The organism is Microcoleus sp. FACHB-SPT15 (assembly GCF_014849525.1).
Taxonomy (GTDB): domain Bacteria; phylum Cyanobacteriota; class Cyanobacteriia; order Cyanobacteriales; family Coleofasciculaceae; genus Symplocastrum; species Symplocastrum torsivum.
Map to the genome: position 1 here is coordinate 1 of NZ_JACJNU010000021.1, position 17405 is coordinate 17405.

19 protein-coding genes are annotated in these 17405 nt (G+C 47.0%); 8 read left to right on the top strand and 11 right to left on the bottom strand.

Translation table 11 applies throughout. The features are described from left to right. Window positions 1–109: 109 nt before the first annotated feature. Entirely contained in the window at window positions 110–454 is a 345-nt protein-coding gene (locus tag H6F98_RS06715) for a DUF3368 domain-containing protein (RefSeq protein WP_199348338.1), read from the bottom strand. Then, a complete protein-coding gene (locus H6F98_RS06720) occupies window positions 447–698 on the bottom strand; it encodes a UPF0175 family protein (protein WP_192217899.1) in 252 nt (83 codons plus the stop codon). Before H6F98_RS06720 ends, H6F98_RS06715 begins: the two co-directional genes overlap by 8 nt. A 31-nt stretch (window positions 699–729) precedes the next feature. Between H6F98_RS06720 and H6F98_RS06725 the strand changes: the two genes are divergently transcribed. Further along, window positions 730–1056, top strand: coding sequence for a hypothetical protein (locus H6F98_RS06725; protein ID WP_192217900.1), 327 nt, complete (start codon window positions 730–732; stop codon window positions 1054–1056). Between the two features lie 328 nt (window positions 1057–1384). On the opposite strand, the gene H6F98_RS06730 is transcribed toward H6F98_RS06725, so the two are convergent. Together H6F98_RS06730 and H6F98_RS06735 are read right to left on the bottom strand one after the other, a co-directional pair. Continuing rightward, on the bottom strand, window positions 1385–2770 hold the full coding sequence (locus H6F98_RS06730) for a (Fe-S)-binding protein (protein WP_192217901.1): 1386 nt from the start codon (window positions 2768–2770) through the stop codon (window positions 1385–1387). Between the two features lie 46 nt (window positions 2771–2816). Then, on the bottom strand, window positions 2817–4154 hold the full coding sequence (locus tag H6F98_RS06735) for an FAD-binding oxidoreductase (protein WP_192217902.1): 1338 nt from the start codon (window positions 4152–4154) through the stop codon (window positions 2817–2819). A 207-nt stretch (window positions 4155–4361) separates the two neighbouring features. Here H6F98_RS06735 and H6F98_RS06740 point away from each other — a divergent pair, with 207 nt between their 5' ends. After that, the gene (locus tag H6F98_RS06740; RefSeq protein ID WP_192217903.1) at window positions 4362–6998 is read left to right on the top strand and encodes an EAL domain-containing protein; all 2637 of its coding nucleotides are present in this window, start codon (window positions 4362–4364) and stop codon (window positions 6996–6998) included. A 64-nt stretch (window positions 6999–7062) separates the two neighbouring features. After that, a complete protein-coding gene (blaOXA, locus tag H6F98_RS06745; protein ID WP_192217904.1) occupies window positions 7063–7920 on the top strand; it encodes a class D beta-lactamase in 858 nt (285 codons plus the stop codon). Between the two features lie 196 nt (window positions 7921–8116). On the opposite strand, the gene H6F98_RS06750 is transcribed toward blaOXA, so the two are convergent. The 3 genes from H6F98_RS06750 to H6F98_RS06760 form a co-directional block, all read right to left on the bottom strand. Continuing rightward, window positions 8117–8470, bottom strand: coding sequence for a DUF1257 domain-containing protein (locus tag H6F98_RS06750; RefSeq protein WP_192217905.1), 354 nt, complete (start codon window positions 8468–8470; stop codon window positions 8117–8119). A 156-nt stretch (window positions 8471–8626) separates the two neighbouring features. Further along, window positions 8627–10138, bottom strand: coding sequence for an AAA family ATPase (locus H6F98_RS06755; RefSeq protein WP_192217906.1), 1512 nt, complete (start codon window positions 10136–10138; stop codon window positions 8627–8629). An 85-nt stretch (window positions 10139–10223) separates the two neighbouring features. Next, window positions 10224–10574, bottom strand: a complete 351-nt coding sequence (locus H6F98_RS06760; protein WP_192217907.1) for a hypothetical protein — start codon at window positions 10572–10574, stop codon at window positions 10224–10226. A gap of 159 nt (window positions 10575–10733) precedes the next feature. On the opposite strand from H6F98_RS06760, the gene H6F98_RS06765 reads away from it, so the two are divergent. Both H6F98_RS06765 and H6F98_RS06770 read left to right on the top strand, forming a co-directional pair. Beyond that, complete coding sequence (locus tag H6F98_RS06765) at window positions 10734–11363, top strand: hypothetical protein (RefSeq protein ID WP_313929803.1); 630 nt, start codon at window positions 10734–10736, stop codon at window positions 11361–11363. 237 nt (window positions 11364–11600) lie between these two features. Next, complete coding sequence (locus H6F98_RS06770) at window positions 11601–12227, top strand: response regulator transcription factor (protein WP_199348341.1); 627 nt, start codon at window positions 11601–11603, stop codon at window positions 12225–12227. A 6-nt stretch (window positions 12228–12233) separates the two neighbouring features. On the opposite strand, the gene H6F98_RS06775 is transcribed toward H6F98_RS06770, so the two are convergent. Continuing rightward, window positions 12234–12815: a TIGR00730 family Rossman fold protein gene (locus H6F98_RS06775; protein WP_192217909.1), complete on the bottom strand. Its 582-nt coding sequence runs from the start codon at window positions 12813–12815 to the stop codon at window positions 12234–12236. A 194-nt stretch (window positions 12816–13009) separates the two neighbouring features. On the opposite strand from H6F98_RS06775, the gene H6F98_RS32710 reads away from it, so the two are divergent. Both H6F98_RS32710 and H6F98_RS32715 read left to right on the top strand, forming a co-directional pair. Beyond that, window positions 13010–13531 carry a hypothetical protein gene (locus H6F98_RS32710; protein WP_199348339.1) on the top strand — a complete coding sequence of 174 codons (522 nt, stop codon included), beginning with the start codon at window positions 13010–13012 and terminating at the stop codon, window positions 13529–13531. Further along, window positions 13480–13845, top strand: a complete 366-nt coding sequence (locus H6F98_RS32715; RefSeq protein ID WP_313929808.1) for a transposase — start codon at window positions 13480–13482, stop codon at window positions 13843–13845. The genes H6F98_RS32710 and H6F98_RS32715 overlap by 52 nt, the downstream gene beginning before the upstream one ends. Window positions 13846–14006: 161 nt before the next feature. Here H6F98_RS32715 and H6F98_RS34395 read toward each other — a convergent pair whose 3' ends face one another. The 3 genes from H6F98_RS34395 to H6F98_RS33965 form a co-directional block, all read right to left on the bottom strand. Then, window positions 14007–14315 carry a zinc ribbon domain-containing protein gene (locus H6F98_RS34395; RefSeq protein WP_313929804.1) on the bottom strand — a complete coding sequence of 103 codons (309 nt, stop codon included), beginning with the start codon at window positions 14313–14315 and terminating at the stop codon, window positions 14007–14009. Then, a complete protein-coding gene (locus H6F98_RS06785; RefSeq protein ID WP_313929805.1) occupies window positions 14264–15208 on the bottom strand; it encodes a transposase in 945 nt (314 codons plus the stop codon). The genes H6F98_RS34395 and H6F98_RS06785 overlap by 52 nt, the downstream gene beginning before the upstream one ends. Window positions 15209–15333: 125 nt before the next feature. Continuing rightward, complete coding sequence (locus H6F98_RS33965; RefSeq protein ID WP_277927530.1) at window positions 15334–15456, bottom strand: hypothetical protein; 123 nt, start codon at window positions 15454–15456, stop codon at window positions 15334–15336. Between the two features lie 100 nt (window positions 15457–15556). Between H6F98_RS33965 and H6F98_RS06790 the strand changes: the two genes are divergently transcribed. After that, a complete protein-coding gene (locus H6F98_RS06790; RefSeq protein WP_192217910.1) occupies window positions 15557–17254 on the top strand; it encodes a CHAT domain-containing protein in 1698 nt (565 codons plus the stop codon). Window positions 17255–17405: the final 151 nt, after the last annotated feature.

Consider the following 17405-nt stretch of genomic DNA (forward strand, 5'->3'; position numbering starts at 1 on the left):
GCTTAAGAAAATCTAAAACTACATGGGTACAAAGCTGACGGGAACGATATCTCTATCTCAAGCAGAGCAAGCTCTTGCTTACTAAACAGTACATCTGTATGGGGGAACTTCAGTTTAATCCATACAAATCAGCGATTCGTCGCGCCAAGCTATCATCAAAAACCAGCAAGCTGCCAGGGTTTTCTAAACCCAAAGCAATCACCTCAGCCTCGCCTTGTCCTAAATCGATAACAGCAGGGATAATTGTTGCCGATGCAACTGGGCGAATTTCAATCCATTCGATAGAGTTGACTTCTGGCACATCAACCCCTTGCAGTTTGCCAGTTTCTAGTTCTTGCGGAACTGCTGGCGGTACTGTAATCGTGCTGTAGAGTTGTTGCAGTAATTCTAGACAGCGTACTTGGTGAAGATAGAGGAGTGGCGATGTGTTGACAATGACCAGAGCTTCAGGCATTGTTGACATCCTGCTCTAGTTGTTCAGTTGTTAAGGAGAAGGGAGATACCTGATAACGCCCCAGTAGCATCAGGAATTCCACTCGTGACATATCCGCCAATTGAGCAGCGCGTCCTGATGATAATTTACCCAGTTCAAACAGCTTTACCGCTGCCAAGATACGGAGTTCTCTTGAGATTGTTTCGGGTGTTTCTTTGAGGCTGATTAACACTTCTTCAGGAATCTCGATTTGAACTGTACTCATGTTTGATAGCTCACTGTTCACAGTAGATTCAATGTCATTATTTTGGTGGCTGCTTGCTGTGATCGCGTTTTGGATGGATGAGGGGACAGTGCAATCACTTAATCGAGCAGTTGAATTGACACTCTGCTGGATGAATCGCGCCCAATTTTCAGTGAGCGCCAGTGCGCTTACCCCTCCCCTACAGAGTCACCTTTGTAAAGCCAGAGGCACTTCTCAGGAGAGTGTTCGACCCATTTCTCCAGCCATGTTTCGGTATGCCCTACCGTACATTTCAAACCTCAAAAAATTGGTTCTCTGGTACCTGGTGCTTAAAGGTTTTACCAGAACCAAGCTTTTCTGTACGGAACCCCCAACATAACAGTTTTAAGGTGCTTTGTAGTATTATAGTATTACATTAAACTGGATACTCAATATGAGCTGGTATTGTTGAAGCCTCTAATTGCCTATTCGTCTACTTCCAGCTTTTTTTGACAACTACGTTTCTAAAGTCAACATAGAAGCTGAGTTAGAGCGATGCGCCCGTTCTTCTGTCTAAGAAAATCTCTGGTGAAAGCAATTTAGAGTTTTAAATCTTGAGTAGCTCCAGTTATGCAAAACTATACCTCGGTTTATGAAACGTTCGTAAGCCTTGCACAACCGCTATATGATCGTGAGGACGAGAGCAAACAAATTGAGGAGGCATGGAGTTAAAGATTGAGATGAATGCCCCGAATCGAATAATCTAACAATTCCATTGGATGCTTAATAGCAATCTCCTTTCCTTTTAAGCGCAAATGTTTGGTAATTTGTAACGTACAGCCGGGATTAGCAGAGGCAATCAACTCTGCGCCTGTATTGAGCAGATTCTCAACTTTTTGTTGTCCCAACTCATCCGCAACTTCTGGTTGTAGCATATTGTAGACACCAGCACTGCCACAACACAAAGCCGCGTCTATAGGTTCTCGCAACTTCACGCCTGGAATTTTTCGTAACAATTGGCGGGGTTGCACGCTGATTTTTTGTCCATGTAATAGGTGACAAGCATCTTGATAAACCATTGTCAATTGGTTATCAGTCAGTGGTGAAAGTTTTGCTGTCAGTCCTACCTGAGCTAAAAATTCTTGAGCATCCTTTACCTTAGCTGCGAATTCTTTAGCTTTTTCGCGATACTCTGGGTCATCTGCTAGGAGGTGGCCGTATTCTTTTAACGTGTGACCACACCCAGCCGCATTGATAATGACTGCATCAACGTCTGTGCCTTCAAAGCTATCAATCATCTGTCGTGCCAAGGCGTGGGATTGTTGAGTTTGTCCTTGATGTTCTGGTAAGGCGGCACAACACCCTTGAGTTTTCGGGATGACGACTTCACAACCATTCGCGGTTAAAACCCGCACAGTTGCTTCATTGATGGGTGAGAAGAATAAGCGCTGCACACAACCGAGAATCACACCAACTCGATAACGTTTCTCTCCTTGAGCGGGAATGACATCTGGTAAGGTGTCTTGGAAAGTCTTTAGGGTGAGTTGCGGCAAAATTGACTCCATCGCGGCTAAGCGAGGGAAGACTTTCTCCAGCAAACCAGTAGCACGAACAAGCTTTTGTACTCCCAACTTCTGATAAAGATAGAGGGGAGCAAGCAGGAAGCGCAAACGTTTCGGATAAGGGAATAGGCTAAAGATCAGGGTTCTAAGTAGTCTATCGGGGAGAGAACGGGGATAGTTTCGCTCAACTTGAGGACGAGTTGCCGCAATCAGCTTGTCGTACTGGACTCCGGAGGGGCAGGTGGTGACACAAGCGAGACACCCTAAGCAAGAATCAAAATGTTGCGCTGTTGCCTCGCCAAGAGTAGCCTCACCGTTTTTGATGGCATCCATCAGATAAATTCGCCCTCTGGGAGAATCCATCTCCTTACCAATCACCCGATAACTGGGACAGGTGGAGAGGCAAAACCCACAGTGAACACAGGTATCAATTAGCTTTTGTTCAGGAGGATGCTGGGCATCAAAATTGGAGATTGAGGCGGTTGGGGCAATCTCCCCAGAGGTATCTAGTTTTGGCAATTCATTACTGGGTGTGGTCGATGAAATCTGCATATTCCCTGTATTTTCTTAAATCTTTGCTTCGTATGGTTTTTGAAATCTAAATCCCGCCGACAAATCGGGAGGGGCTTAAAAGGTTTTTTGGATCAAATTGCTGTTTAATTCGACGCATAATCTCTAAAGCATTGCCGTTGTAACCCCAGATATCTAGCTGTTGCTTAAGAGAAATAGGTGCCTCTAGAACACTCAAGAAGCCGCTTTGCTCTTGGCAATAGCGTCGCAGTTCTAAGATTGTCTGCGGTGTTGTCACGGTTGGGTCGAGTCGCAGTAACCCCAATCCGCTCCCAGCGTGAATTAATCCTAATCCTGACGAGGAGGTTAGAGTGTCCAGCTTAGTCAAGGTTGCAACGGCAGCAGTAGGTGATACCCCTATTTTGCAAGTAATTGCTGGCGGCTGTGTTGATTCCCAGATTTGTTCTGGCAATTGTTGCCATAGTTTTGCTTCATCAGCCTCGGTGTAGAAAGTGCCTGATAACCCTAATTGCTGTCCAACTTCGAGTAACCGAGAAGACTGTTCTTTAACCGACTCGCTTACACTTTGAAAGCGAGCGATTAAGCCTATACCTTGACCAAAACTGAGTTGACTGACAAGCTGGGTGGATAATAAATCAACGGCAGTAGGGGTTAGAGCGGAAGCGAGCAAGGTTTTTGTTGCCGATGCGATCGCCTTTGCCTCACCCGTTAACACGACAGTTCCCCCGGCTTCAGGTATAGGATAAACTCGCATCGTAACTTCTGTAATAATTCCCAGCGTCCCATAAGATCCAGTAAACAGCTTCATCAAGTCGTAACCTGCAACATTTTTCACGACTCGACCACCCGCTTTGGCAATTTGCCCATCACTACGGATAAAGGAAAGACCAAGCAGCATATCCCGAATGCCGCCGTACCGATGACGTAGAGAACCAGCGTCTGCGGTTGCAACAATCCCGCCAATTGTTGCGTCTTGAGGATAGGCGGGTTCTAAGGGGAGGAATTGATTAGTTTCGGTGAGAACATTTTGTAGGTCGCTGAATTTGACTCCAGCTTCTACGGTAACTGTCAGGTCATTAACCGCGTGTTCAATTATACGGTTGAGGCGTTCGGTACTAACGACCAGATCAATGTCTTTGCTCACTCCTCCCCAGCCCAGTTTGCTGCCGCAGCCGCAAGGGAGAACACTCCAACCGTTGTGGTGAGCGTGGCTCATGACATGGGCAAGTTCTTGAGTTATGCTGGGGTAAACTACGCCACTGAGTAAGTTTTCTGTACTGTTTGCTTTTGCAATCTGCTCTCGCCATCTAGGGTTTAAGCTTTCCCAGTCACAGATGCCATCACCAATGATTGGTTCAAGTTTTTGGGTGATGGACGCCGCGTCCCGCTTTGCGATCGCATTCATACCTTGTTTATCCTTATTAAGTTCGACGCTGACAGCCTTACCACTCTGCTTCTTGTCACTGATTCGTCAATAAAACTTATAGCCCAACCCAAAAATGGATATGGGGACAGAGTTCCATTTACTTCTATTTACTCTAGTATCGTAGGCTACCAGTAGTAAGAATGAAGGTAGGAAAGCCTACATTAATTTGTTTGAGGAGTGCCGGGGATGGCTCGTCGGAAAACTAAACAACCAGGTAAGCAAGCTTTAGACCGAGAAAGTTTGCTCAATCGGCTGACTACTAGCATTCGTCAATCCCTGGAACTGCAAGAGATTTTGACAACAACAGTACAAGAAATTCGTTCGTTTCTTAATACAGATCGCGTTAAGATTTACCGCTTTGGGTCTGACGAAACTGGGGAAGTGATTGCGGAGTCAATCAACACTAATCGCTTACCGTCTCTTTTGGGCTTACACTTTCCTGCTGAAGATGTTCCCCCAGTTGCCCGCGAACTGTTTGTCAAAGCTCGTCAGCGCGTGATTGTTGATGTTGTTGCAGGTCGCAAGACACTCAACCAGTTAGACTCCCCAGAAACTGGCAAAGCTTTAGTTCGAGAGGATATCCGCCATTACCCAGTTGATGCCTGCCACCAGGAGTATCTCACAACAATGGGGGTGCGTTCTTCGCTAGTTGTGCCAATTTTACATCAAAACCAATTATGGGGGTTGTTGGTATCGCACCATCTAGATCCACGACACTATGAAGAGAGAGAGTTGCAAGTTGTGCAGCTATTGGTCGATCAAGTATCAATTGCGATCGCCCAATCTGATCTGCTCCACCGCGCCCGTCTTCAAGCCTATCATGAAGGCAAAATCAACCAAATCAGTAGTCGGCTTCACTCCCCCTCAAAAGTGACAAAAATCCGGCAGACTGTTCTGGAGGAAGCCGTTATTGCCTTGGAAGGGTCAAGCGGGAGACTTTACATCACCGCTGAACCCACAGGTCAAGCGGCTCAACTTTATACAACTGGAGACCAGCCAACCCTACCCTGGATTGAGGAAAGTAGCTTTTGGCAGCGCCTGATGAATTCTTTTGAGGATGCCTCTATGGAAGAATCAGGACTTGAAACCTGGGAAGTTACACCGACAGAATCACTGATGCCTTCTTCTACCAGCTATTCTGGAGCAGGTGGGGTGGTTTCTCATCTCTACACGATTTCTGACCTCTACCAGGAACCCTCACTACAAAATTTAGTTTCGGCATTTTCGGAGACAACCATCCGTAGCCTATTAATTGTGCCTCTCCAGTATCATCAGCAATGTGTTGGCTGCCTCACGATCTTTCGTAACGAGATTGAAACAGAAACCCTGTGGGCTGGATGTAGGGATATCGACACCCGTAACCTACGCCCTCGTGCTTCGTTTGAAGCTTGGCGAGAAGTCACAAAAGGACAGGCAAAGGCGTGGACACCAGAAGACATTAAGCTAGCGCAAGCGCTGGGTATTCACCTATACATGGCAGTAATGCAACGGCGTGTTGAAGCCATGCTCCAGCATCAGGCATCTCATGATCGATTGACAGGTTTGCCTAACCGGATGCTGTTTGATGAGCGGCTTTCTTTGGCGCTAGCTCATACACACCGCTATGGAGAAATGCTAGCTGTAGTGTTTCTCGATTTGGATGGCTTCAAGACAATTAACGACACTCTTGGTCATGCCGTAGGCGACCAATTATTGCAAATTGTCGCTGAACGGTTGAAAGGATGTCTACGCTCAGAGGATGTTCTTGCCCGTTGGGGTGGAGATGAATTTACCTTGCTACTGTCAACGATTGGTAGTGCAGAAGACACGGCTAAAATTGCTACCAAGATTCTAAATGTCCTCAACGCTCCACTAAAGCTTGGGGGTCAAGAACTACACATTAAGGCAAGCTTAGGGATTGCGTTGGCTCCCTATGATGGGGAAGACGCTGAGACGTTGTTGAAGAATGCGGATGCTGCCATGTACCGTGCCAAGCAGCAGGGACGCAACAACTATCAGCTTTATACCTCTGCAATTGGCACAAAGGCACAAGAGCGATTGGTCTTGGAAAACAATCTTTATAAAGCCTTAGAACGCCAAGAGTTCCGATTACATTACCAGCCACAAATCGACTTACGAACAGGTGAGATTGTGGGGATGGAGGCGTTGATTCGCTGGCAGAACGAAGAGACAGGATTTATTCCACCCAGTTTGTTTATTCCCCTGGCAGAAGAAATGGGTTTGATTAATGCGATCGGGGAATGGGTACTTTGGACGGCTTGCGCCCAAAATCGCACTTGGCAATCTCTAGGGTTGCCGCCGATACGGATGGCAGTTAATCTTTCGGCACTTCAGTTCCAGCAAAAAAATTTGGTGAATATTATCGCGCAAGTGCTGGAGTCAACAAAGCTGGAAGCACGTTATTTAGAACTGGAAATCACTGAAAGTATTGCAATGCATGATATCCCCGTGACGATTTCCGTATTGCGGACGTTGCAGAGTATGGGAATTCAAATTGCGATCGATGATTTCGGGACAGGCTACTCTTCCCTGTCGTCTCTAAAACACTTTCCTCTCGATAAGCTGAAAATTGATCAATCCTTTGTCCGGGAGTTGGTGACGGATTCGTTTGATGCGGCGATTGTTAAAGCCCTTATTGCATTAGGGCATGGACTGAAGTTAGAAGTGATTGCTGAGGGAGTTGAAACACAAGAACAGTTGACGTTTTTGCGATCGGTGAAATGCGATGGTATGCAAGGCTACCTTTTGAGCCGTCCTTTATCTGCTGAAAACGCGACAAATCTGTTTATCAATAGAACGAAATTGAGTTTGTTAGAAGGCTAATTATTTTTATGTGCATGGCGGTGTATTATCTCCCTGTTATGCATTCAATCTGTGAGGAGAGTCAATGCTGTTTCGTAAAAGGCGTGTTGTCTTCGTTGTCCTAGGTTGCCTCGCCTTGCTCATCCTGATTCGCTTTGGGGGAGTGCGTGTTTTGGCTCAACCAACTCCTACCCCATCTGAAGATACAGTAACGGTTACTGAAGCACCAGATTTGGGACGACTCTTTAGAGAATTAGGACTTGAGGGGTCGATCTTAATTTACGACTCGAACAATAACCAAGCCTACGAACACAATCCTCAACGCAATGCCAGTGCAATCACTCCGGCTTCTACATTTAAAATTTTCAACGCGATGGTAGCGCTAGAAACGGGTGTCATTGCTGATGATGTGGCTGTTCTCACCTGGGATGGAATTCAGCGAGACATCGCGGCTTGGAATCACGATACAAATTTGCGTCAAGGTTTCAAGGATTCAACCGTCTGGTTCTACCAAGTGCTTGCCCGTAAAGCTGGACACGAGCAGATGCAGAAATTCATTGATCGGGTTGGTTACGGAAACCGCCAGATTGGCACGGTGCAAGATATTGATCGCTTCTGGCTGCAAGGACCCTTACAGATTACACCCAAGCAGCAGATTGACTTCTTACAACGATTGTATCGAGGTGATCTGCCCTTCTCAAAACGGACAATGGATCTTGTCAAAGACATCATGATACGCGAACAGACTCCGAACTACACGTTGCGGGGAAAGACGGGATTGTTGAGCAGCACCAAGCCAGAAATAGGGTGGTTTGTCGGCTATCTCGAACAGAACAATAATGTTTACTTCTTTGCCACAACCCTAGATATGCGTAAACCAGAGGATCTCGCTTCCCGGATTGAGATTACGCGACGTAGCCTCAAGGATTTGGGCTTGCTGTAGTAGCGCGATCGCTCTCAATTGTTGGTGTTAAGAGCCAGTTTTTCAAAGTCCCACTAATCAAGGGAATATAGAATTGAGTCGAGCCTGCAAACACAACACATGACCAAAGAATTCTGTGCCTACCCAGTCAGTAAGCACAAAAAAACGGGTCAACCTAATGTTGGTTAACCCGTGAGCTTGGGAACGCCTAGATAGACTATTTCTGCAGCACAAGTTTAACGTTGGCATTCTGCAAGCCACGCTGCTTGACTTCTGCCAAGGTCTTGTTCACTGCATACTTCTGGTTGATTGAGTTGATCAACTCGGTTTGGTTGTGCTTCTTAGCAACGCCCCAAAGGTCAGCAATCAGGTCGAAGGAACCATCGCTATTGCGAGACCAGCCGAGGTCATACTCACCTTCCAGAACAGCAACGAGGTCGGCACGAACCCGCTGACCGTTGTAGCCACGGACATCAGCTTCGGACTTAACGGAGATACCCAGGTCACGGAGAGAAGCCTTCAAGATTTCGGCGTCAGTGATCTTGGTGCGAAGAGTGCTAAAGTGAGACATTTGGATTTCCTCCAGTAGAGATAGAAGAGAAACGACAACGTAGCGTTTTACTTTGCTGTACTAAGCCGCTTAAGTCAAGATGCGGCTTTTTTTGTCAAACTGCTAGCAAGAAGAAGTTGCTAGCCTTTCCTCCTGTTGGGAGCAGGAGAAAGCCTGTTAGAACTCCATTCGCTGATATTCAGCAACGGAGGATGCAGCAGGTCGCGCGCGCTGCCTAGCCCAGTCCCTGAGGGCTGTTACCTGCTCTGTCATTGTCCGAGAAAGCGGAAGAGTCGCTTTGATAGCGGCAATGATATCTAGTTGCGTAAATTCCCGGTCTTGAGCAAATGCTTCGTACATCGCAGCAACTAGTGCTTGCTCAATTTCTGCTCCAGAAAAACCATCGGAAACTTTCGCTAACTGCTCAATATCAAAACGGGTGATGTCTCTACGACGCTTACTCAGGTGAATGTTAAAGATTTGCTGGCGCTCTTCCGGTGTCGGTAAGTCTACAAAGAAGATTTCATCAAAGCGACCTTTGCGGAGAAACTCTCCCGGTAGACGCTCAACTCGGTTAGCTGTCGCCATTACGAACACAGGTGAGGTCTTTTCTTGCATCCAGGTGAGGAAGGAACCGAAGATGCGGCTTGACGTTCCCCCATCTGAGTCAGAAGACCCTGTAGTGCCAGCAAAAGACTTATCAAGCTCATCAATGAAGAGGATGGCTGGAGAAATGGATTCCGCTGTTTTGAGGGCGTTGCGTAAGTTTGCTTCAGACCGACCTACCATTGACCCATCATAGACCCTGCCCATATCCAGGCGTAGCAGGGGCAGACCCCAGAGGCGAGATGTAGTTTTGGCAATTAACGACTTACCACACCCAGGTACACCTAGAATTAACATTCCTTTGGGTTGGGGCAATCCGTATTCTCTCGCTCGTTCGGTAAATGCATTGGAGCGCTGCTTGAGCCACCGCTTTAGCTCTTCTAAACCCCCAACCGAATCTAGAGTTTCATCTTCTTCAATGTACTCTAAAATTCCGTTGCGGCGGATGAGCTGCTTTTTCTCAGAAAGGACGATATCAACTTCAGCCTCAGTAAGGCGTCCAGCTTTGACTTGTGCTTTCCGATAAACTTTCTCAGCTTCGTCGTGGGTTAGACCCAACGCTGCTTTTAAAAGCTTTTCCCGCGTTTCTGTTGTTGTGCGGCGAGCTTTGCTTTGCTCTAGTTGTTGGGACAGCACTTGGTTGAGTTCTGTGAGATCTGGCATCGGGTAGTCGAGAACAACCACCTCTTTTTCCAGCTCAATCGGAACTTGCTGTACCGGGGACATTAGAATAATTGTTTTCTGTGTACCCTTAAAACTTGCGATCGCATCCCTCAACCATCGGGTTGTTACTGGCGAATCAATAAAGGGATGTAAGTCTTTAAATATATAGATACCAGCTTCTTTCTGCTGAATAACCCATTGAATCGCCGCCTCAGATGAGATGGTATTGTGCTGGGTAACGTGGCGTGATTGTCCATACTCTACGATTCCGTGGGTGACAGTCCACACGAATACACGCCGTTGTTGTGACTTCGCTTGAGCAATCATGGCTATTGCCCTTTCAGTCCGCTCTTCCTCGGAAGTCACGAGGTAGATCAGAGGATATTGAGCCTGAATGAGAATATTGATCTCTTCTTGCATGATTATCGACCCAATTAGAGACGGCGCAACCACAACCCAAGCATCATCGAGAGAGCAACACTTGTTAGCTCTTCGTTTTGCAACTTTAACAAGGAACTAGTTCCTCTTCACCTTGAGAGCCAGTAGGAGAACCTACTCCCTCTCGAACCTTTTCTACTGGAAGCTCTTCAGCCAGAATGCTGGGTTGACTATCCAGGGATACCATTTCTCCACCTTTGAGAACTACAGAGTTAGAACATTCAGGACAGCTATAGACCTGATGCGTTCTGCCGTAGCTTGCCTCTACTTCATCAACCAACTCCGGGTGGTGTAGATAGAAGACAATTGCTCTCTCTACCATGGCTGACATGGATTCCGTGTCAACTGCTGCTCTAATTTTGAGCTGGCGGTGAAGTCCTGGCGGGAGATACAACGTAACCTTTTGCTTGTCTTGCATAGAATTTTCAATCGTTTTACCCGGGTATGCAAAAAGCTTATCGACTTATTTGGTGGCTGTCAAGACATTAAACCAGCATGACGGCATAATTGTTACATTACTTAGTATTTTCCGGCTATCAAGAGTCATGGACTGGATCAAGAAAGGCACCAAACGCAAGTGGAAGCCGTCTTATCAGTGTCCATCATTAACTACGTCACCAAAGGAGCTAGAGAAGTTAGTCGCTATAAGACACACGTCACCACTCAGAGGCGAAAAGCTGTTGGCAGATGGCGAGTTAAGGCTTTGGTAATCGGCAAGATCATTGTCAGTATCATGCCGCTGATTGTCCTGCTGTTAAGCTGTAGCCAGTTCAATATGCGATCGCCAGATAGCTGGAGTATTTACCGCAACTCACGTTACAACTTTGAGTTTCCCTATCCCAGTAACTGGATAGCTTTTCCCATGCCGGACAATCGCGATGGTCGAGCCTTTCGTGACCCACAAAACCCAAACATAGAAATTAGGGGATGGGCAGCTAACAACCTGGCAGAAAGTAAGGCGCCATCACAAGAAGGAACACTAAAACAGCCACAACGCTCTCAACAACAGAATTTCATAACAGAGCAAGGATTGACGGGGAAACTGAGAGTGGAGGTTGGCTCTGATTTGAGTTTGATGACATTATCCTTGAGCCAGGGAAATGTGCTGTATAGCTGGCAAGGACAAAGCGAGAGTGAGCAATTTGCCGATTACTATCGTTTTTTCAACTACGTTGCTCGGCAATATCGCCTTCCAGTATCTGAGTGAAGAAGATGCAGAGTTGGGGGAGAGAATTTTTAGACATTTGGTGAAAACGTAGTTACATCTTCCCTTGACACAGGTTTCCCTCCTTTTCACTGCCGACAAGCTTCAGTTCTTCTAAAGGTTGCGTATTTCAGTTATTCAATGTTTGTAAAATACGATGATTCGATCTCATTATATTTGGCACAAGTTATGTCTTCCGAAACTCCACCATCACTAAATTTGCCAACTGAATCTGTACCCTTGCGGATTTTGATTGTGGAAGATGATCCCATGATGCAGCTAGGTTTAGAGCAGTCATTAACCGCTCATCCCCAAATCACGATTGTGGGACAGGCTGAAGATGGCTACATGGGTGTCGAAGCCGCAATGAAATTCAAACCCGATATTGTGGTGATGGATATTGGTTTGCCACGTTTAGATGGGATTGCCGCCACTCAGCAAATCAAAGCCGCACTTCCCGATGTCAGGGTTGTAATGCTGACCTCTCATACAACAGAACGGGAAATTATTGCCTCACTTTCTAGCGGTGCAGATGCCTACTGCATTAAAGGCGCAAGTGTAGATCGCTTGTTAAAAGCGATCGCAGCCGCTGCTGAAGGAGCAACATATCTAGATCCTCAAATTGCTCGTCAAGTCCTTAAGCATCTCACTCCTCCTTCTCCTAGCGGTAATCTCGCCAATTTGTCGCCGCGAGAAATGGAAGTCTTAAAACTAATTGTTGAAGGCTACAGCAATCCAGAAATTGCTACAGAACTCTACCTCAGCCCGAATACAGTGAAGACTCACGTTCGAGGAATTATGAACAAGCTAGCTGTTGATGACCGGGTTCAAGCAGCAGTTGTTGCACTGCGTTCCGGCTTGGTGTAATTGGTTTTAGGTTTCGTCTCGATTAATCCATTTATTAACCAAGAGGGGTTTGTATCCTGCTAGCAAATCGAGCAGTGGGATGGGTTCTTTCTCCTCTAAAACTAGGGCACGGTGTTGAGGGCGAATAAACTGTTCAGTGACACCGTGATTGCATAAAGCAATAAAGTGGTCATAGTAGCCCTCAATATTCAGTAAACCGCAAGGCTTTCTGTGCAAGCCAAGCTGCGCCCAAGTTAGCACCTCACAGAATTCTTCAAACGTGCCAAAGCCTCCTGGTAGTGCCACAAAAGCATCTGATAGTTCTGCCATTAAAGCTTTGCGCTCATGCATTGAACCAACAACTCGGAGTTCAGTTAGCCCAGTATGAGCAATTTCCTTGTCTACTAGGGCTTGAGGCATCACCCCAATGACCTCACCACCTGCTTCGAGGGCAGAATCGGCAACTACTCCCATTAACCCAACATTGCCACCCCCATAGACGAGTCCAATTCCTTTGAGTGCAAGCGCCTTACCCATTGCTTGTGCGGCTTGCTTATAGGCGGGTCGTAACCCTGGACTGGAACCACAAAACACACAGATCCGTTGCATAGCGATCACTATCCTAGATTGAATTTAATACGGCGCTGCACTCTCAGGACTTACGCAACTGTCACACGCGATCGCCACCCAGTGACTAGACCAGCTCGGCAGAAGTAACCCACCAGGCTAGAAAGGAGTGAAAACTGGGGTAAACTGCCAATAGCCAAAGCCTCAAAAAACAAGCCAGTTGGCAGCTTGAACCCATGTCCAGTCCCCAAGCCGAAAAAATTATCCTCTCCCACAGACAACAAACCCTACTTAAACAGATTGTGCGTCGTACCACGAACCCTTACCGCCTCGTGAGGCGAGCGCAGTTGATTTTATTGGCGGCCGCCGGAGTAGGTAACACTCAGCTCAATCGAGAGTTGCAATTAGAACGAGGTCAAGTGCGCTTGTGGCGAGAACGATGGCTAGCAGCTACATCTCAACTAGCAACTGTAGAAGCAGAAAACAGCAGTGACCGAGAGTTGATGGCGTTAATCATGAGAGTCTTAAGCGATCGCTCCCGTCCTGGAACAACCAATTACTTCAGCACAGAGCAAGTAGTGCAAATTGTTGCCTTAGCCTGTGAAAATCCGCAAGCATCAGGATATCCGATCAGCCACTGGAGTTCCAATGAGTTAGCCATATCGCTCAAACCCTGGATACTGACCCGGAAGCTGGCTGGATTTTCATTGTTGACCAACTTAACATTCACCAATCCGAATCTTTGGTGCGTCTGGTAGCAGAACGTTGCGAGATTAAAACTGACTTGGGCATCAAAAAGAAAATAGGTATTCTCAAGTCCCTGAAAACTCGTGCGGCTTTCCTGTCTGATACTAACCACCGGATTCGCTTTGTCTATATTCCCAAACACACGTCTTGGCTCAATCAGATTGAATGTTGGTTTAGCATCTTAATGCGGCGCTTACTCAAGCGAGGTAACTTCACCTCAACCGCAGACCTCAAGCAGAAAATTCTTGACTTTATTACCTACTACAACCACACCTTTGCTCAACCCTTTCAATGGAAGTTTGAGGGCTTTTCAGATCAGGGCTAGGCTGGTGGGTTATTTCTGCCGAGCTGGTCTAGGCTAAAGTCATAGCAATTAGAGGATGTTTTAGTTGTTGTTTTCCTAAAACACACTCCATAGCACTCTGGTGGTCTTGACAGGCAAGTAAACTACCTACACCATACCTGTACTCAGGTTGGTGTAGGCTTTCAGTAGCCCTGTACCAAATCGAATAAACTAGATTGAAAGTACTCAACTTTCCGACGTAGTTCACACGACAGGTACGAACCTCTAGGGCTGTTTACAGAAGCCCCCAAAAGTTTAATTACGTTGGCACCATTAAAATCAGCATCGCCCTTCCAGTGGCAGTGCCCACAAGAGAAAGTCTTACCACTTCGGTAGGACTTTCCTTTTACTCGATGGATGTGCAAACACTTGTGGCAAGTTTGGCTCGTGTAAGCTGGATTTACTTTGACGACTTCAACTCCAGCACCAAGAGCTTTGTAGTCCAAGAACATTCGTAGCTGAAAAATGCCCACGAATTTGAGCGTCTACGTTCAGTTTTGTTCCTTGGTTGCTCGTTTGTTCGCTCTCGAATTCCTGTTAAGTTTTCGATTGCAATTGAGCATTCAGACTGTTTTGCCTTGCCGACAATGTGCTTACTGACATTATGGTTAACCCACGACTGAAAGCGTCTCTCTCGACCAGATAACCGTTGCAAAATCTGTCTAGCCCTACGTCTAGTTGATCTTGTGCCTTCTGAAGCCTTCTTCTGGAGAGATGCTCTTACCCTTGAATACTTATCCCGAATTTCTGTTATTTGTTGACCTGAGAAGCTTTCTCCTTCACTTGTTGCCGCTACGTCACGTCGCCCTAAGTCCACCCCAATTACACCTTGGGATTTTTGAGGACTTGGGGCATCATTCTTTACCTGGATATTGACGGAGTATGTACCATTCTGGTGTTTAACCAATATTGCCGATGTTGGTGTAAAGCCAGAAAGTTTCCCCTTCTGATAACTGCCAACGTCAACCAAGAAACGCTCTCTCCCCCCAACCAGCGTTAACGACACTGACCAATCTTTCTCTCTGAAAGAGAAGATTCGAGCGTCGTAATCAGCAGAGGTTGGAAGAAACTTCTTGACGGGTTTGTTCATCCGCTTGGCTGTTTTGCGGTTGGCACTTACCCGATTGATGGCACGGATAGCAAGGTTAGAAGCCAGCCCAAAGCGTTCCCGCACTTCGCCGTAAACCTGGTTTTGGATGGTTACGTTGTGGGTAATCTTGGGTTCTATGACTTCATTGATATAGTTGCAAGCGTCCGCAAACGCCTGGAGAGTTGCCTCTATCTTGACAACCTGCTCAGGTGTCGGGTTAATCTTGCAGACTATCGTTAGCACTTGCTTTTCCATGCCAAAATTATATCACTGCAATGAGCATTTATTAGAAAACTCCGTTCCTCCGTTTCCCGGCATTCCTCTGGTCACTCGCGTCAATGCGCGGTACTCGCCTTACGGCTACGATGTGTCCGCGCTGACTATAGTGGGAGCCTCCTGCCGAAATAGGTGAGGTTCACTTCTTGCTGGGTACAGCCTACCATTCCCTGGGTCACACGCTTTGCCGCTTTTTCCCAACTTGCGATCGCGTTTGACAGTTGCATAAGTTCTGTTAGAGAAACACCAAGTGAGAGCGCACAGAACAGCGAAGACTCGGTAGACTGATAAAACAAGAGGTACAGTCGCAATTCTTCTCGGCTTTTAATGTCAGAAAATCCTTGCCTCAGTTTAGCGATCGCGCGTCTGTCAACGGCTGGGGCAGAAAACTTTGCTATATGGGTACTCAAAGCCCCCTATCCTGGGGGCTATGCTCTGCATCACTCTACTTGGTCTGAAACCATGACTCAGACTTGGCTAGCGTGGCAGGAAATGTTTTCGTTGAGGGGGTTACCCCATGTTCCTCTCATCCACCATGCAACCCAGTCTGCCCGTACTCTGCCACCCGACAGTGATGTTGGGGCAACGGGTCAGACAACCAGCTACAGTAGTCGCTTGATGCAGCGCTTGGGTATTGATCTATGGTCGTGGCTGTTTGATGGCCCGATTCAACAAGCGCTTGCGGAAAGTAGGGGAATTGCCATGGGGCAAAATAAACCTCTACGACTGCGATTGGAAATTCGCGACCCGGATTTCATCCCTCTGCCTTGGGAAATCATGCAGCCGATGGCGGGTAAACAAGCAATTTCTCTATCTCAACAACTACTGTTTAGTCGCACAACCAGTGATGTTGACTCGCTTAAAGCCTTGACACGCTTAAACCAGTCATTAAACATCTTGCTGGTATTGGGTCAGGATGCCAAGTCTTCCACCCGTCCTACGGCTGGGTTACAGTTAGAACAAGAGGCAGCCGCGTTAGTCAATATTCTCAAAGCCTGCGGACAACCGATCAGCACAAGCGAAAAGTTTGCCTCACCTGTTCCCTGCCATGTGGAGACACTGTTACAACCCACACCCGCTGAACTGATTAGCGCTCTGGAAACGGGTGTCTACAATATCCTGTTTTATGCGGGTCATGGAGAACCTGCGCCAGACGGGGGTTTGCTGTTTTTGCGCCCAGATGCAACGATTAACGGCACAGAACTAGCTCAGGTTTTGGTGCGAACTCAAGTGACATTGGCGGTGTTCAACGCCTGTTGGGGCGCCCAACCTGATCAAGTAGGGACTCAAACAACGCCACGCAGTAGCTTAGCGGAGGTGCTAATCCACCACGGTGTTCCTGCTGTTTTAGCAATGCGTGACTCGATAGCCGATCAAGAAGCTTTGAGTTTTATTCAAACGCTGGCTCAAGCCCTTGCCACTAGAATGCCGATTGACCAAGCTGTCGCCGTGGCAAGGCAACAACTGTTGACGCTTTACAAATTTAATCAACCGGCTTGGACTCTCCCCGTGCTTTATATGCATCCTGAGTTTGAAGGCGAGTTGATTAAACCGATCGAAGAGGGCATTACAGAATTACCGAGTATGCAACCCAGTTGGGTTGGCGCCCCTGCCCCCGTTGCCTCATTGCGTTCACTAGAATCTACTGATAAGGTTTGGCGAATTCGAGGTGGACTGATGCGAGTAGGACGTCGCCAGGAAAATGATTTAGTGATTCAAGAGCAGTGGGTGAGTCAGCAACATGCAGAAATTATCTGTCGTGATGCTTTCACCGCTCAAGAGGCTACTCCTACTTACTTTTTACGTGATTTTTCCCGCTATGGGACATTAATTTTACGTCCCGATAACGGCAATGTAGCTAAGCCAGTAAGTAAGAACAATGGCTATCACGATCATCAGGCAGTTGGTTGGCAAAAAATACACCATCAGGAGGTGCCATTACAATCTGGTATCCAGATAAAGTTCGGAAGTACTCACGGTCAAACCCTGGAATTTGTGATTGAATCTTCAGACCATTCGGGCTGACAGATCTACCTGTTATTGCTAATCATCCCCGTACTCGCTTGTTAATACCATGCTTCACTAAATAGCGCTCGCTGCTGTATTAAGTAACGATCACAAAAAGTGAAGACAGCTATCGTTGATTTTATGACTTGTTACGGAACTGCAGAGAGTG

Bases quoted from the DNA above. Each gene is read 5' to 3' on its own strand.
- H6F98_RS06715 (WP_199348338.1), bottom strand. From the start codon at position 454: ATGCCTGAAGCTCTGGTCATTGTCAACACATCGCCACTCCTCTATCTT.
- H6F98_RS06720 (WP_192217899.1), bottom strand. From the start codon at position 698: ATGAGTACAGTTCAAATCGAGATTCCTGAAGAAGTGTTAATCAGCCTC.
- H6F98_RS06725 (WP_192217900.1), top strand. From the start codon at position 730: ATGTCATTATTTTGGTGGCTGCTTGCTGTGATCGCGTTTTGGATGGAT.
- H6F98_RS06730 (WP_192217901.1), bottom strand. From the start codon at position 2,770: ATGCAGATTTCATCGACCACACCCAGTAATGAATTGCCAAAACTAGAT.
- H6F98_RS06735 (WP_192217902.1), bottom strand. From the start codon at position 4,154: ATGAATGCGATCGCAAAGCGGGACGCGGCGTCCATCACCCAAAAACTT.
- H6F98_RS06740 (WP_192217903.1), top strand. From the start codon at position 4,362: ATGGCTCGTCGGAAAACTAAACAACCAGGTAAGCAAGCTTTAGACCGA.
- blaOXA (WP_192217904.1), top strand. From the start codon at position 7,063: ATGCTGTTTCGTAAAAGGCGTGTTGTCTTCGTTGTCCTAGGTTGCCTC.
- H6F98_RS06750 (WP_192217905.1), bottom strand. From the start codon at position 8,470: ATGTCTCACTTTAGCACTCTTCGCACCAAGATCACTGACGCCGAAATC.
- H6F98_RS06755 (WP_192217906.1), bottom strand. From the start codon at position 10,138: ATGCAAGAAGAGATCAATATTCTCATTCAGGCTCAATATCCTCTGATC.
- H6F98_RS06760 (WP_192217907.1), bottom strand. From the start codon at position 10,574: ATGCAAGACAAGCAAAAGGTTACGTTGTATCTCCCGCCAGGACTTCAC.
- H6F98_RS06775 (WP_192217909.1), bottom strand. From the start codon at position 12,815: ATGCAACGGATCTGTGTGTTTTGTGGTTCCAGTCCAGGGTTACGACCC.
- H6F98_RS32710 (WP_199348339.1), top strand. From the start codon at position 13,010: ATGTCCAGTCCCCAAGCCGAAAAAATTATCCTCTCCCACAGACAACAA.
- H6F98_RS34395 (WP_313929804.1), bottom strand. From the start codon at position 14,315: ATGTTCTTGGACTACAAAGCTCTTGGTGCTGGAGTTGAAGTCGTCAAA.
- H6F98_RS06785 (WP_313929805.1), bottom strand. From the start codon at position 15,208: ATGGAAAAGCAAGTGCTAACGATAGTCTGCAAGATTAACCCGACACCT.
- H6F98_RS33965 (WP_277927530.1), bottom strand. From the start codon at position 15,456: ATGCAACTGTCAAACGCGATCGCAAGTTGGGAAAAAGCGGCAAAGCGT.
- H6F98_RS06790 (WP_192217910.1), top strand. From the start codon at position 15,557: ATGTCAGAAAATCCTTGCCTCAGTTTAGCGATCGCGCGTCTGTCAACG.